General features: G+C 58.8%; 11 protein-coding genes. 7 read left to right on the forward strand and 4 right to left on the reverse strand.

All coding sequences use genetic code 11. The features are described from left to right. Positions 1–103: 103 nt before the first annotated feature. The 3 genes from AAID99_RS10165 to AAID99_RS10175 all read right to left on the reverse strand — a co-directional run bounded on the left by AAID99_RS10165 (position 104) and on the right by AAID99_RS10175 (position 2809). Entirely contained in the window at positions 104–832 is a 729-nt protein-coding gene (locus AAID99_RS10165; protein WP_188425630.1) for a glycosyltransferase family 25 protein, read from the reverse strand. 98 nt (positions 833–930) lie between these two features. Next, a complete protein-coding gene (locus AAID99_RS10170) occupies positions 931–1881 on the reverse strand; it encodes a 2-hydroxyacid dehydrogenase (RefSeq protein WP_188425629.1) in 951 nt (316 codons plus the stop codon). Between the two features lie 58 nt (positions 1882–1939). Beyond that, a complete protein-coding gene (locus AAID99_RS10175; RefSeq protein ID WP_188425628.1) occupies positions 1940–2809 on the reverse strand; it encodes a dimethylarginine dimethylaminohydrolase family protein in 870 nt (289 codons plus the stop codon). A gap of 240 nt (positions 2810–3049) precedes the next feature. Here AAID99_RS10175 and AAID99_RS10180 point away from each other — a divergent pair, with 240 nt between their 5' ends. The 7 genes from AAID99_RS10180 (at position 3050) to AAID99_RS10210 (ending at position 11334) form a co-directional block, all read left to right on the forward strand. After that, the gene (locus tag AAID99_RS10180) at positions 3050–4006 is read left to right on the forward strand and encodes a LysR family transcriptional regulator (RefSeq protein WP_229719599.1); all 957 of its coding nucleotides are present in this window, start codon (positions 3050–3052) and stop codon (positions 4004–4006) included. After that, entirely contained in the window at positions 4006–5583 is a 1578-nt protein-coding gene (locus AAID99_RS10185) for an ABC transporter substrate-binding protein/permease (protein WP_229719598.1), read from the forward strand. Before AAID99_RS10180 ends, AAID99_RS10185 begins: the two co-directional genes overlap by 1 nt. Next, complete coding sequence (locus tag AAID99_RS10190) at positions 5573–6334, forward strand: amino acid ABC transporter ATP-binding protein (protein WP_188425625.1); 762 nt, start codon at positions 5573–5575, stop codon at positions 6332–6334. The genes AAID99_RS10185 and AAID99_RS10190 overlap by 11 nt, the downstream gene beginning before the upstream one ends. A 94-nt stretch (positions 6335–6428) precedes the next feature. After that, positions 6429–8696 (forward strand): TonB-dependent receptor, encoded by a 2268-nt coding sequence (locus AAID99_RS10195; protein WP_498493776.1) that lies wholly within the window; start codon positions 6429–6431, stop codon positions 8694–8696. Positions 8697–8706: 10 nt separating this feature from the next. After that, complete coding sequence (locus AAID99_RS10200; RefSeq protein ID WP_498493777.1) at positions 8707–9567, forward strand: sugar phosphate isomerase/epimerase family protein; 861 nt, start codon at positions 8707–8709, stop codon at positions 9565–9567. Position 9568: 1 nt separating this feature from the next. Next, the gene (locus AAID99_RS10205; RefSeq protein ID WP_498493778.1) at positions 9569–10603 is read left to right on the forward strand and encodes an isopenicillin N synthase family dioxygenase; all 1035 of its coding nucleotides are present in this window, start codon (positions 9569–9571) and stop codon (positions 10601–10603) included. Further along, the gene (locus tag AAID99_RS10210) at positions 10600–11334 is read left to right on the forward strand and encodes a class II aldolase/adducin family protein (RefSeq protein WP_498493779.1); all 735 of its coding nucleotides are present in this window, start codon (positions 10600–10602) and stop codon (positions 11332–11334) included. The genes AAID99_RS10205 and AAID99_RS10210 overlap by 4 nt, the downstream gene beginning before the upstream one ends. 178 nt (positions 11335–11512) lie before the next feature. On the opposite strand, the gene AAID99_RS10215 is transcribed toward AAID99_RS10210, so the two are convergent. After that, positions 11513–14524, reverse strand: coding sequence for a TonB-dependent receptor plug domain-containing protein (locus tag AAID99_RS10215; protein ID WP_498494292.1), 3012 nt, complete (start codon positions 14522–14524; stop codon positions 11513–11515). Positions 14525–14569: the final 45 nt, after the last annotated feature.

A 14569-nucleotide genomic window follows, 5' to 3' on the forward strand; every position in this document is an offset into this window, starting at 1 on the left:
ACAAATCCGGGAAAATAAGATAATTTTGTATAGTTTACAGTATTACAATTATATTATTCTAGATTATAAAATCTTTATTTTCTGAAAAATATAATCTCCCTATTTATATTCCTCTTCTAGTTGATGAATCCAACTTGTCATTCGGCGAAATAGCCAGTGGCGGAAAGGCCCCGAAAGCATCGAGCTGCCTGTAGTGATAGGATGTCACGACGTCGATGCCGACATTGCGCACCATGCGCTCCAGGCCGAGCTGCTGGTATTCCTGCGCACGCAGGGGCAGGCACCGTGCGAGCAGGGCACGTGCCCCCTTGGGCGACACCACATAGGCACAAAGCCCAAAGGCCTGCTGCAGCCGAAAGGCCCGCGCCACGACCTCCTTATTTGCAAAGAGCCCTGCATTCCCCTGCATCTGTTTTTCATCCAGTGTCACGGTGCCACGGGTAATACCGGGCAAGGCGTCGATCGTGATCGGTGCGTTGAAATTATAACCCAGCAGAAGAACATCCCACCCTTCGGGCAGCTCTGCGATCAGCCTCTCGCTTTCGGTGTCGAAATTCCGGCAGAGAAGGGCATCATCTTCGAAAATGGCCAATGGGGCGCCTTGCTGCACCGACTGGCTCCACAAGCCAAGATGGGAGAGAGCCGCACCAAGCGCACCCTGGGTATAGCGCAGGCCGGTTTCGGCCACACCGCGCCTGACCAGATCATCGAGCGAAACAGCCTGCCCCTCAACGCCCGTAACGCGCTCGATTAGGCCGACATGCCCGTTCGACCTGAAAAACGAGGCAAGACGTTCCTTGTCGACTTCCCGATTGATCACGACGCGACGCATGTCTTTTGCTCTCCCTCGCGGCAAACAGCCCGATCATACTGGCTGATCTTATACCGCGCATGAGGGAGAAAGGGACAGCACCCCGATTGGCGCTGTGATCAATACCCCCTGGCGCGGTCGTAAAGAAGCGCCGGGGTTTCGCCGCGTTCAAGCTGACGAATGACGTCAGCCAGATAGAGAACCTGCGCCTCTCTCGACGCCTCTGACGCAATATGCGGTGTCAGGGTGATCCGGGGGTGATCCCAGAGCAGGGAGTCCGGTCCGAGGGGCTCCTGTGACTGAACATCCAGCACGGCACCCGAAAGATGCCCGGTTTCGAGAAGCGTCAGCAACGCCTCTTCCACCAGATGATCCCCACGCCCGACATTGACCAGTCCCGCGCCCGGTTTCAGCCTGGCCAGAAAGGCCTCATCAAGCAGGAAGCGCGTCTGGGGCGTGCTGGGCAGAAGATTGACCAGCATATCCGTGCTGCCCAGCAGGTCAGGCAGAACATCGCGCCCGACATGCACGGCAACGCCCTCATCCTGCCCGCTCTCGCCAGAACGACGCCAGGCCGACACGGCAAAACCCGAACGGGCCAGTCGTTGCGCCACCACAGCACCAATCTGGCCGTAGCCTAAAACCGTGACGCGAGTCTGATCAGAGGTCCGCGACACCAGATTACGCGCCCAGACATGACGTGCCTGTTGCAGCGCCCATGTGCGGGCATCGCGCAGAAGGCCTATCAGCGCCCAGAGCACATAATCGGCCATGAGCGCGCCGGTCTCTCCGCCGCCCATACGCACAAGTCTTACATGATGAGGGAACGTAGGGCTGGCAATCAGATGATTGACACCGGCCCCGGTGCAGAGAATGCCGCGCAGATGGTGCATCGCGCGCAGATCGTCATCGGACGCCTCCCAGACCAGGGCATAATCGGCGTCTTCACAACGGGTAGCAGGATCGAACCAGGACAGGACCCCGATATCGGGAGCATGGCGCGCGAAAGAGTCGCGCCAGCCTTCGAAGGCCTCTGCGCCATCGGCGCTGATGATCAGACGCGGTGCCATCGACTGCCCCTTTCCAGTTTCCAGAGATCGTCCTGTTTCTGATGACCAGACAGAAGGATCAGTCTTTCAGACTGGCACGTCTGAGCGGCATCGTCATGCAGTGAATACTGCCACCGCCCTGAGAGAACTGGTCAAGCGGCGTATCGAGCACCGTCAACCCGTTGTCGCGCAGCATGGCGTTGATGCGCCGGGAATGCGAGGGACTGACCACGCGCCCTTCACCGAGCGCCAGCACATTGCACCCCATATCCCGCATGGCCTCCTTGTAGGTCACAGGCAGGATGCGGATATTCTGCGCCTCGAACCAGGCGAGATCCTCGTCTTCGAGCACATCGACCACGCCGATCGCGAGGCTGTCCGTCACCATCGTGAAGATCACGTCGAGATGAAGGAAATGCTCGGGGAAATGGATCATGCGGCAGGTCCACCCCGCCTCTTCGAAAGGCTTCATGAAAGCCTGCGCACCCTCGATCGTCGTGCGACCACCGCTTACCCCTACGGCCAGAAGGCCGGGCCGGATGATATGGATATCGCCCCCCTCGACGAACCCTTCGGTGCAACGGGCTGTGATGGCGCTCTCGCCATAAAATGCCTCGATGCTCCGCGCCTCGGGCTGACGCTCGGGGCGCATGAGACGCGTCACCACCGTGCCCCATGGCGTGGTCTGGGACGAATCACGCGTATAGACCTGATAGGGCAACCCCTCTTCAGGGGTCAGGAAATGGCATTTCACCCCGGCTTTTTCGAGAAGCGCCACCAGACCGTCGAATTGCTGTTTCAGCAGCGCCGGATCAGGCCGCGCCCCACTGGCGAGTGTGCGGATGGCAATGTCATTGCTCGGATTCCAGGTATAGAAATCGGGTGGGCAGAGCAGCACATCCGACAGGGTTCCGGTTTCACTATCGATGAACCAGCGCTCAACGGTCATCGTCTTCTCCCATTTTGATGCCATGCCGCCCTTGCCGGGCTGGGCCAGACGCTAGGACGGGCCTGATCATTCCTCAATCACAATGAGGTGGAGTTTGGTTTGGCGTTTCATAAATTAAAAATACCCCCTCTGCCCTCCATACTCGCCGGATACGTCAAGCGTATCGGGAGCGGTACAAACGGTTGATCGTGTCGCAGGGAGAGCTATCATCGCATGTTGTCTGAAACAGGATCATTGCTCTTGTCCCGTCTACGCCCTGCACCCACTCCCCGACGCCTGCCCCGTGCCAGCGGGTTTCAGGGGCGTATCGCCGAGGTCGATCTGCGGCTTCTGCGCGTCTTTGCCTGTGTGGCGCAGCATGGCGGCTTTGCAGCAGCAGAGCTGGCGCTGGGCAAAAGCAAATCCTCTATCAGTATCGATATTGCCGCCCTTGAAGACAGGCTGAGCATGGTTTTGTGCCATCGCGGCCGGGCCGGGTTTGCTCTCACGCGTGAAGGCGAAGGTGTGCTCGAAGCCACCACGAAGCTTTTTAACGATATCGATCTGTTCCAGCAGCGGATCAATGATGTGAGCGGCACGCTCTCGGGCCGGTTCTGCCTCTATCTGCCCGATAATATCCAGTTTCATGGCGAAACGGCGCTGCTGCGCGCCATCCAGATTTTTACCAGCCGCTATCCAGCTGTCGAAATGGATGTACGTTCCGCCTCGACACGCGATGTCGAATTTGCCGTCCGCAACGGCACCGCAACGGCTGGGATCACTCTTTATCCGCATCAGCAGCCCGAGATGCAGGCCACGGCCCTGTTCAGTGAGCGCTCCAATCTCTATTGCGGCGCGCGCCATCCGCTTTTCGACCGTCCGGAAGAGACAATCGATATTGCCTCGCTTGCCGAAGCGCGCATGATCAGCGTCAGCGATGCCGCGTCTTCGCCGAGATGGGACGAACTGCGCCCGAGCATGAATTTTGCCGCAAAAGCAGACAATATCGACTCTCGCGCGCTCCTGATTTTATCAGGAATGTATATCGGGTTCCTGCCCGAACTCTTCGTGACCCAGATGATTCAGCAGGACCGCCTGCGTCACATCGCCTTCAATGACCTGCATCTGGTCAATCATTTCTATTTCCTGATCCGCCCCACCCCGGAAAACGGTCTCATGGCCGAAACCTTCCGCTCCATTCTCGAAGAGACATGCTGATGCGGCGCCTTTCTCAGATTCTGGCCCTGATCGCTCTTTGCCTCACAGGCGAAAAGGCACAGGCGCAGGAGCGTCCCTCTTTCATTGAGGGCGGGGTGCTGCGGGTCTGCACCAATCCGACGCTGCCCCCCATGACCTTTGTCAACGGGGCTGATCTTTCGGCGCTCGACGGCTTCGATATCGCCCTCGCCCGCGCGCTTGGCGCCTATTGGCAGGTACCGGTCGAATTCGAAACCATGGACTTCACCGGGCTGTTCCCGAGCCTCAGCGCCGGGCGTTGCGGGCTGGTGATGAGTGGCGTGCTGAAGCAGACATCCCGTGAGCGTCTGTTCGATGCCGTGGCCTATCTCGAAACCTCCCCCGTGATCGTGGCGCCGGAAAAGATTGCACCGGTGAACAGCTTCGACGCTCTGGCAGGGCAGAGCCTCGCCGTGGAATCGGGCACGAGCTACGCCGCCCGCATCGAGGAAATCAATCAGGAACTTGCCGCACGTGGCAAGCCACCCATCGCGCTGCAGCAATACCCGAGTGAAGATCAGGTTGTGCAGCAGGTTCTGGTGGGGCGTGTGCAGAATTTCCTGAGCCAGGATGTCGAGCTTTTTTACCGTGAGGCCCAGCTCGGCGGAAAACTGCATGTCATCTACAGCCCTCATCTGCCCGGCTATTCGGAATTCGCGCTCTATCTTCGCCGCGCCGGTCAGGACCGCGCCCTTCTGGCCAGTGCGCTCGACACGCTGAGGCAGAAGGGCGACATCGCCGCACTGGAAAAGAAATGGAATGTGGGCAGTGCTGCGCGCAAGGCCCTCGGCGTTGCAACACAACGGCCCCGCTTCAATACGACGACCTTCTTTTCCGCCCTGTTCTCGATGGCCTTTCTCAAGGGCGCGGGGATGACGCTGGCCATCGCCCTCGCCTCTCATGCCACTGCCATCGTGCTTTCCATCCCGATTGCCCTGAAGCTGAATGCCCCGCGTTCGCTCTGGCATCCCTTTCTGCGGGCCTATGTAGCCGTCTTTCGTGGGGCGCCGACGCTGCTCCAGCTTCTGTTCATCTGGAATGCGCTGCCGCAATTCTTTCCGATTTTCCGCGAAAGCTGGTTCTCACCGTTTCTGGCGACTTGGATCTGCCTGTCGATCAATGAATCAGCCTATCAGGTCGAGATCAATCGCGCCGCCCTCAGCGCCATCGACCCGGGGCAACTGGCTGGCGGGCAGGCGCTGGGCATGAGCCAGGCCCAGATCTATCGCCATGTGATCTTTCCGCAGGCCTTGCGCGTGGCGTTGCCGCCCACGATCAATGAGTTCATCTCCCTGCTGAAGACGACCTCTCTGGCCTCGGTTATCTCGCTGCAGGAGCTGCTATTCATCACACAGGTTCAGGTCGCACGCAGCTTCGAATTCACCGAATATTATGCGGCGGCGCTCGTCTATTATCTGGCCATGGTCTTTGCCTTCCTGCATCTGCAGAAACGCATAGAAACCCGCTTTGTCTGGGCAAGCCGTGATGGCGCCGCAAGAGAAGCCGGCAAATCCGTCCGGGCCTTGCCCGAAGCAGGAGGGCCGCGTCATGCTGCATAATCTGCCCCCCAATCCCGATTGCGCCCTCAGCCTGCGCAAGATGAGCAAATTCTACGGTGAGTTTCTGGCGCTGGACCGGATCAGCCTCGATATCGGCCATGGGGAGAAGATCGTCGTGCTCGGCCCTTCCGGCTCGGGCAAATCAACCCTGATCCGCACGCTCAACCGTATCGAGCCCCATGATAGCGGTGTGCTGATGATCGATGGCGAGATCATTGACGACAAGACCAGCCTGCCCCTGCTGCGTGGCGCCGTGGGCATGGTGTTCCAGAACTACAATCTCTTCCCGCATCTCACCGTGCTGCAGAACTGCATGCTGGCACCCAGACTGGTGCGCAAAGCGCATTACGACGCAACCGATTCCCTTGCCCGCCATTATCTCGAACAGGTCGGCATTGCTGAACAGGCCGATAAATATCCGATCCAGCTTTCCGGAGGGCAGCAGCAGCGTGTGGCCATCGCCCGCGCCCTGTGCATGGCGCCCGATATCATCCTCTTCGATGAACCCACGGCGGCGCTCGACCCCGAGGCCATCAAGGGTGTCATCGGCATCATAGACGCGCTTTCAGAGCGGCGGATTACCACGATCTGCGTGACCCATGAAATGGGGTTTGCGCGCCATATCGCCGATCGCGTGGTCTTTATGGACAAGGGCACGATCCTTGAGGTCGCCCCACCGGAATCCTTCTTTTCGAACCCGCAGACCGAGCGCGCACGTCATTTTCTGAACCAGATGATCCATCATGGGTAATGATCTGACAAAGTGAGGTTTGGTTTTTTTCAATCGAAAGACAGGTCGTTTCGCCTTCTCAATGAGCAGGAAGCCACTGACGGGAGTCCTTTTCATGACGATGCGCCTGCCCAAAGGATTTCTCCGCCTTACCAGCACAGCCCTCTCGCTCTCTGCCGGACTGGTGCTTCTCGGCACCCAGAACGCGACGCTGGCCGCAACCCAGAAGGCGGCCGCACGCCACAACACGGGGCATAAGACAGCAGCGCGGCACAAGCCCGTGCATGCCGCACCAGAGGCCATCCAGGTGACGGGCTCGCGCGCCCAGCGCTTTCTGACGACTGCCGCAACGGTGAATGTGCTGAGCGGCCGCGAATTGCAGGCGCTTCATATCACCAGCCCCAAGGATCTCGCGGCCTATACGCCCGGCCTGACCGCGGTCAACGCAACCTCAGGCAGCACGCCAGTGTTTTCGATCCGTGGCATCGGCCTTGATGATTATACCGGCAACAACATGGGCGGGATCGGCATCTATCAGGATGGCGTGTTTGCGCCCTACCCCGTCTTTTATACCGGCCAGATGTTCGACACCCAGATGGTCAGCGTCGAGAAAGGGCCGCAGGGCTTCGATTATGGCCGCAGCAGCACGGGTGGCAATATTGCTGTCGAGACCACCAAGCCCGATGGCAAATTCGGGGGGTATGTAAACTGGGGCTATAGCAGCTACGGCACCAACACCGCGAGCGCTGCCATCAATGTGCCCATCAGCGACAGGATCCAGAACCGCACGGCCTTCTCCTATATCAACGGCGATGGCTGGCAGCGCGACATTCACACCAGCAAACGCTACGGGTCTCAGGACCAGCTCGGCCTGCGCAATCTGACACGGTTTCTGATCGATGACCGGTCGAACCTGCTGCTGAACATCCATTATACCCGCGACAAGGGCATCTCGATGTCGCCTCAGGATGTGGATGGCGATGCGGTGAACGGCTTTGCCAATGGCACAGTGGGCGTGGGGCCGAACGCCTCATACAAGGCCGTGAATGTCGGATCGAACCGTGTGGGACGCAATGAAAATGGCGGCGGGGTTTCGATCAATTACACCCATGATTTCAACTGGGGACAATTCGTTTCCACCACTGCCTTCGACGCATTCCGCCGCAGCGATTACGACAATTACGACGGTGAATCGATCAGCGTCGGCGATTATCACTGGAATGACACGTCGCTTGCGCAGTCGCATGACATGCATCTCAAGATGGATCTGGCAAAACGCTTTCACCTTACCGTCGGCATCTATGAATCCTGGGACAAGATCAACGGCGCCTATACGAGCTATCGCTCTTTCCTGCTTGGCGTGCCGAACGGCAATCTGACAGACCGCTTCGTGCAGCAGAATGTCTCGACCGGGCTTTATGTCAGCACGGTCACCAATGTTCTGAAAAATCTCGATTTCATCGCTTCCGGCCGCTTCTCATGGGATGATCGCGGCTTCAATGGCGGTACGATCGACGATGCGGGCGCACTCACCACCAAAGGCGCCTATCTGTCACGCCTCGACACCACCCATTCCTATGCCCGCCTGACCGGGCGCGTGGGGCTCCGCTATACGATCGTTCCCGGGACGCTCGTCTATGGCACTATTTCGAACGGCTACAAGGCAGGCGCCTATTTCGCAGCTCCTGTCTCGGCGCCTCAGGCGCTGGATTATGTGCGCCCTGAAAACATGATCGCCTACGAGATTGGCGCCAAGACGAGCCTTCTGCATAATCATGTGCAGATCGAAGGCGCGTTGTTTGATTACGAATATCACAACCGTCAGACGCTTTTCGTGGCTGAGATGCCCATGAACATCACCTCGCTCAGCCTCGGCCCCATTCCCCGGGCACGTACCCGTGGTGGCGAACTGTCGAGCACGCTTCATGACCTGATCCCGAATCTCGATCTGCGCGGTTCCTTTGCCTATCTCGATGCGCAGAATATCAGCCCGGTCAACGATATCGGGGGCCTGCCGCTGCTTTCCACGGTCAGTGCCCATTCGGTGCTGCCTTTTGCACCGCGCTTTTCCTGGAATGCGGTTGCCCGCTACGGCATCGATCTGCCGCGCGCCTATCGCCTGACGCTCCAGACCAGCTACACTTGGAAAGACAATATGCTGGTGGCGCTGGGTGACCCCAATGGCGTGACCGACAAGATCAGCTCTTTCGGCATGCGTATGGAAGTCGGTCCGAAAACCGGCAAATGGACAGCAGCTGTCTATGTCGACAACATGCTCAACAAGCACGGCAATACCTATTCCTTCACCGGGTCTGACAATTCCCGCGTGCAGTTCCTGCAAACCCCGCGCTGGGTCGGCTGCGACCTGCGCTATAATTTCTGACGGAGCCGCGATGCGCCTTGAGACCTATCGCACGCTCTGGGGCGATACCCGCCCCTGGGCCGACAGTATCGCCGAAGCCCGCGCAGAAGGGTTTGACGGGATCGAAGGGCGCATTCCGGATTTGCAGAACCTCCCCACCTGTCGCGAGGCGTTGCTCGCTACCGGGGCTCCCTATATCGCCATCGCCCTGACCGGCGGCGGGGTAGTGCCCCGTCAGGAAGCCTCGCTTGAGAATCATCTGGCCGATCTGGACGTCGCCCTGGCTCGTGCCGCCCTGCTCGCACCGCGTTTTGTCAATGTTCTGGGCGGCAATGACCGGTGGCCTGCCGCCAAACAGGCCGACTTCATCTCCCGCGCCATGGCGATCGGGCGCACGCACGACCTGACTCTGAGTTTCGAGACCCATCGCGCCCGGCTCTGCGCCACTCCCTGGGTCGCGCTCGATGTCGTCGCCCAGGTTCCTGATACCTTGTTCACAGCCGATATCAGCCATTGGGTGGTTGGCTGCGAACGTTTGCTCGATGATCCCTGCGACGATTTCAGCGCCTTCATCGCGCGCGTGCATCATGTGCAGGCGCGCGTAGGCTATGATCAGGGACCGCAGGTCTCACATCCCGGTGCGCCCGAACATGCTTCTGCCTTGCGTTTTCATCAGAATTTCTGGCGCACCATCTGGATGGATCAGGCCCGGCGTGGCTATGCGTGCACCACGCTGACACCCGAATGCGGGCCTGATGGCTATACACATACGCTGCCCTTCACCAACCTGCCCGTTGCAGACCGGCATGCCATGAATCGCTGGTTGCTCGATGCACAACGCAGGTCTTTCGCAGGGTGTTTTCCTGCTCCATCTCCAGCAAGGAGTTTCTGACATGACAGAAGAGACGTTCACGTCCATTCCGGTGATCGACATCGCCGGGCTGTATGCCGATGACAAGGCCGAGCGTCAGAAAGTGGCTGCAGCCCTGCAGCACGCAGCCAGCAAGATCGGATTTTTCTATATTTCCGGGCATCAGGTTGCCCCCGAACTGATCGGGAATGTGCGTGAGGCAGCAAAGGATTTTTTTGCCCAATCCTTCGAGAAGAAGATGGAGCGCTATATCGGCGCCTCGGCCTCTCACAAAGGTTTCGTGCCGGAAGGTGAGGAAATCTATAACAAATCCCGCCCCGACCATAAGGAAGCCTTCGATATCGGCTTCGAGGTGCCCGCTGATCACCCACTCGTTCAGTCAGGAACCCCGTTGCTCGGGCCGAATGACTGGCCGAAAATTCCGGGATTTCGCGAAAAAGCCAGCGCCTATTATGCGGCGGTGTTCGATCTGGGGCGCGTATTGTTTCGCGGCTTCGCGCTCGCCCTTGGGCTCGATGAAAACGCTTTCGATGACGTCGCGCAATTCCCCCCGTCGAAGCTGCGCATGATCCACTATCCCTATGACGGCGAGGCGCAGGATGCGCCGGGTATTGGCGCCCATACCGACTATGAATGTTTCACCATTCTTCTGGCCGACAAGCCGGGTCTGGAAGTGCTGAACGGCAACGGCGAATGGATCGATGCGCCTCCCATTCCCGGCACATTTGTCGTCAATATCGGGGATATGCTCGAAATGATGACGGCAGGCGCCTTTGTGGCAACCGCCCATCGTGTGCGCAGCGTGAAAGAGGAGCGTTATTCCTTCCCGCTTTTCTACGCCTGCGATTACCATCACGAAATCCGCCCCCTCCCCGCTTTCGAAAAAGGCGATACGGAGTATGAGGCCGTCAAGATCGGCGATCATATGTGGGCTCAGGCCATGCAGACCTATTCCTATCTCATCGCCAAACGCGAGCGCGGCGAAATTTCCCTGCCCGAGGGCACACGACGCACCAATACATTCGGCCATTTCAGCAAGACAGGGGTGACACCGTGACGGCTCAGACGGAACAGGAACTGCGCGAGGAACTGGCTGCCGCCTATCGCCTCTATGCGCAATTCGATCTGACCGACATGGTCTATACCCATCTCTCCGTGCGCCTGCCGGGAGAAGGGCATCGCTTTCTGGTCAATCCCTACGGATTGCTGTTCGAGGAAATCACGGCAAGCTCGCTTGTCGTGGTGGATTCAGAGGGTCACCCACAGCAGGAGACAAGCTGGCCGGTCAACCCAGCAGGGTTCGTCATTCATTCCGCCGTCCATCGTGCCCATCCCGATGCGGCCTGTGTGATGCACAGCCATACCCTGGCAGGCATGGCCATCGCCGCGCAGAAGGACGGCATTCTGCCGCTCAACCAGATCAATATGGAGTTCTACGGACGTATCGGATTTCACCCTTATGAGGGCATCGCAGCAGATGACAATATGAGCGAGCGCGAACGTCTGGTGCGCGATCTGGGCGACAATATGGGGCTGATCCTGCAGAATCACGGCCTGCTCACCATAGGCAGTTCCGTCGCTCAGGCCTTTTATCGCATGTATTATCTCGAACAGGCCTGCCGCGTGCAGCTGGCCGCGCAATCGACCGGTGCGCCACTCCATTGCCCCAGCGAAGCCGAAGTGCTGCGCGCTCGTTCCCAGTTCGAGACCGACCCCGATCAGGGCCAGATGATCTGGAAAGCCTTGCGCCGCAAGCTGGACCGCGAACAGCCCGATTACAGGAACTGATACCGGCCCCTCTGTTCTTCACTCAGAGACGAGAACGGTATCGTCAACGCCAATCGCTCTCTTGATCCGGTTTTGCCCGTTCCCTTCAGCCTGCTTACGGCATGGGGAGCGGGGGCAATAAAAAACCCTCCGGGCCGCAAAGCCCGGAGGGTTTTTTCGTGTCAAGCGCTCTGAAAGATCAGAGAACGACCTTCACACCGAACTGGAAGGAACGAAGAACGACACCGTTCTGCGACCAGGACGAGTTGTAGAGATAGCCACCATAGGTTCCGAAATCGTAAGGCGATTTGAAGCCAAGCAGGTTGTAGACGTTGGCATAGGCGCTCCAGCGGCGATTGAACTGATAGTTCACCGTCAGATCGACATCCCAGAAAGCCTTGACCTTGCACTGCCCGCTCGGAACGAAGCTGCTCATGGTGAGCGCATCGGCGCAATTGCCTGCCGTATTCGAACCCGTCTGGTCTTCTGCCGTCGTACGATAGCCGCTGGTGTAATAGACCGTCGGCGTCACCGCCAGCTTGCGCCATGACAGCGTGTTGGACCAGTTGGCGCGCCAGCGCGGCGTACCCGAGGCTGACACAGCGCCATAAGGACCGAGCGTGCCGGCAAAGCGATAAACCGAACCATCAGGATTGGTCAGGTTCATGCGACGGACAAAGGTCGCCGTGCCCTTGCTGTACCAATGCACTTCGCGGAACACGCCGGGAAGCTGCGTATTGGCTTCAAAGGTCAGATCGAAACCGTCGGTCACGAGCTTGTTCGTATTGACGTAGCCCAGATTGATGATGCCCGGACGGAGCTGACCGCTCGGGTTCTGCGGATCGGCAATATCCGGCGTGACGGTCACGCCTGTCGGCAGTGCTTCACCTGCGAGATAGGCATTAGCCACGTTCGTCGTCCCGACCGGGTTCGGGGCGATATAGTGGTTCTTGCGGATGTAATAATAGTCAGCCCCGAGCGTCAGCCAACGCGTCGGACGGAACATCGGGCCGCCTGAGAAATTGGTTGAGGTTTCAGGGCGCAGATTCGGATTACCGGCTGTGTTCGAGCCAATGTAATAGGTTTGCGCGTAGTTATTGGCCGTGCCGTTTGAGTTCAGATGCTGGCTGACGAAATTGGCGTTATTCGGCGTGTAAGTCGTATAACCCACATTGGACCCGCCCGTTTCGGCAAAGCTCGGAACGCGGAAGCCCTTCTGGAACGTGCCACGCAGGGTCAGCTTCTCAGTCGGCTTGAACTGCAGACCGAATTTCGGAGAGAAATGGCTGAAACCTTCGGAATAATGATCGTAACGGCCCGAAGCTTCGGCATCCAGCATCTTCACGATTGGCGCATCTGCCTGGAAGAAACCTGATTCGACCCAACGACTGCCCTGCGCGTTCACAGGGTTGATGATGCCGGTGTACTGATTGGCCGGATTCAGCGTGTCGAGCGGATTGGCATTGGGGTCATTCAATGCCTCGTATCGGATGTTACCGCCGATTGCGAGCTTGGCCATGCCACCCGGCAGACGGAACAGGCCCTTGCTGAGGGTTGCTTCGCCCGAATATTCCTGGGTGCGCGCATTGATCACATTACGCGGTGCAATCGAATTGAGCACAGACTGCGAATTGAGCGACGGATCGACAAAATTGTAGCTGCCGCTCGTGATCGCATTCTGGATACCGGCAATCGTGGGCACGCCCGTGATGGTCTGGTTCAGAAGCGTGTTCATCCCGACGAAATTGACGTCGTAATTCCAGTCAGAACCCCAGCGCGAAGGATGCCAACCGTTATAACGCACCGAGCCACGGAAATTCTGGCTGGTCTCGGTCGTGGTGGGCAGAAGATCGCCGAAACGGTAATTGACCTGGGCCTGCTCGCCGAGCGCTGCGTAGGGGTTGTTCGGGTTGAGCGAGCCGTCAGCCAGATAAACAGGCAGATAAGTGTTCTGCGCCGTGGCCAGCTTGGCCTGACTGTAGGACGAACCACCATAGGTGGAAGCCGGTGTACCGGTGCTGATCGAGCGCGCTTGCGACCAGGTAAACATGGCGGTCAGCTGAGAGCGCTCGGTGACATTGGCCGTGAAATGCGCCGTGGCACTGACGCGACGCAGGTCGGGCGCCAGCTGGGCATATTTCTGTGTGTTCCAGGAGCAGGCCTGGCTGGCGCCTGTCGTGCCGGAAACGGTGCCTGTCACCAGACCGTCGGTGCCGGTGCGGCATCCTGCCTGCTGGTTCAGGAGCTGCCACGGGCCTGTACCAGTGCCTGTGGCCGTAACCGGGCGAACGATAGCCGTCGTGGAAGGCGAGAAATTGGTGATTGCCCCATCGGAAACGATATTGGCGTTGCCGTTGCTGCCACCAATACCGGTAAGGTCGCCGTTATTATAGGGCGCGTTCAACTGACGGTAATAAAGTGGGTCGTCCTGCTGATATTCCGAGTTGATATAAAAGTTATAGCCGTCCTTATGAAGGTCGCCATGACCCCAGGTGGCATAAAGGCGCTGATGGCCCGCATCGCCGCGCTGGGTCAGACCACCCTCGGCATTGCCCTCAAAGCCCTTGATCTCCTTACGGGTGATCATGTTGACCACGCCGGCAACGGCATCGGCACCATAAGTGGCGGAGCCGCCATCCTGCAGCACATCGACGCTCTGCATGATGGATTGCGGCATCCAGTTGGTGTCGACGAAGTTACGTTCGCCGTCATCGGCCAGCGGATAATAGGACAGACGCTGACCGTCCATGAGCACCAGGGTCGAATCCGTGCTCAGGCCACGCAGCGATGGGGCAGAAGCGCCAGCAGCAAAGCCGCCACCGGCCGACCAGGCATTGGTCAGATTGCCCGCACCGTTGGAAGACAGAAGCTGCAGCGCATCGGTAACGGTCTTGATGCCGCGCTGCTGCATATCCTTCATGGTGATATGGGTGATCGGCGAGGCGCTGGTCGTGTTCGGGTCGCGGAACAGCGAACCCGTGACCATGATGGTCTCGGCACCCGACGACGCATTGGCCGCAGAGCTGTTGGAGACGCGGGCCGAAACGACTTTCGCACGCGCTGAAGTGCTGGTCGCAGGCACTGTTACCCTGGATTTGGCGGGTGTCTTAGCAGCATTAGCAGGAATCGTGGATGTTTCAGGCGATGAAACAGTTTGTGCCTGTGCCTCACTTGCGAAATGCAACAGGGCGACACAAGCAGTCGCGCCCATCAGTCCGGCAGCGAGTCCTCGTTTCCGTCGGGGTGACGGGGCAAC

This window comes from Asaia sp. Ae19-3, assembly GCF_059801175.1.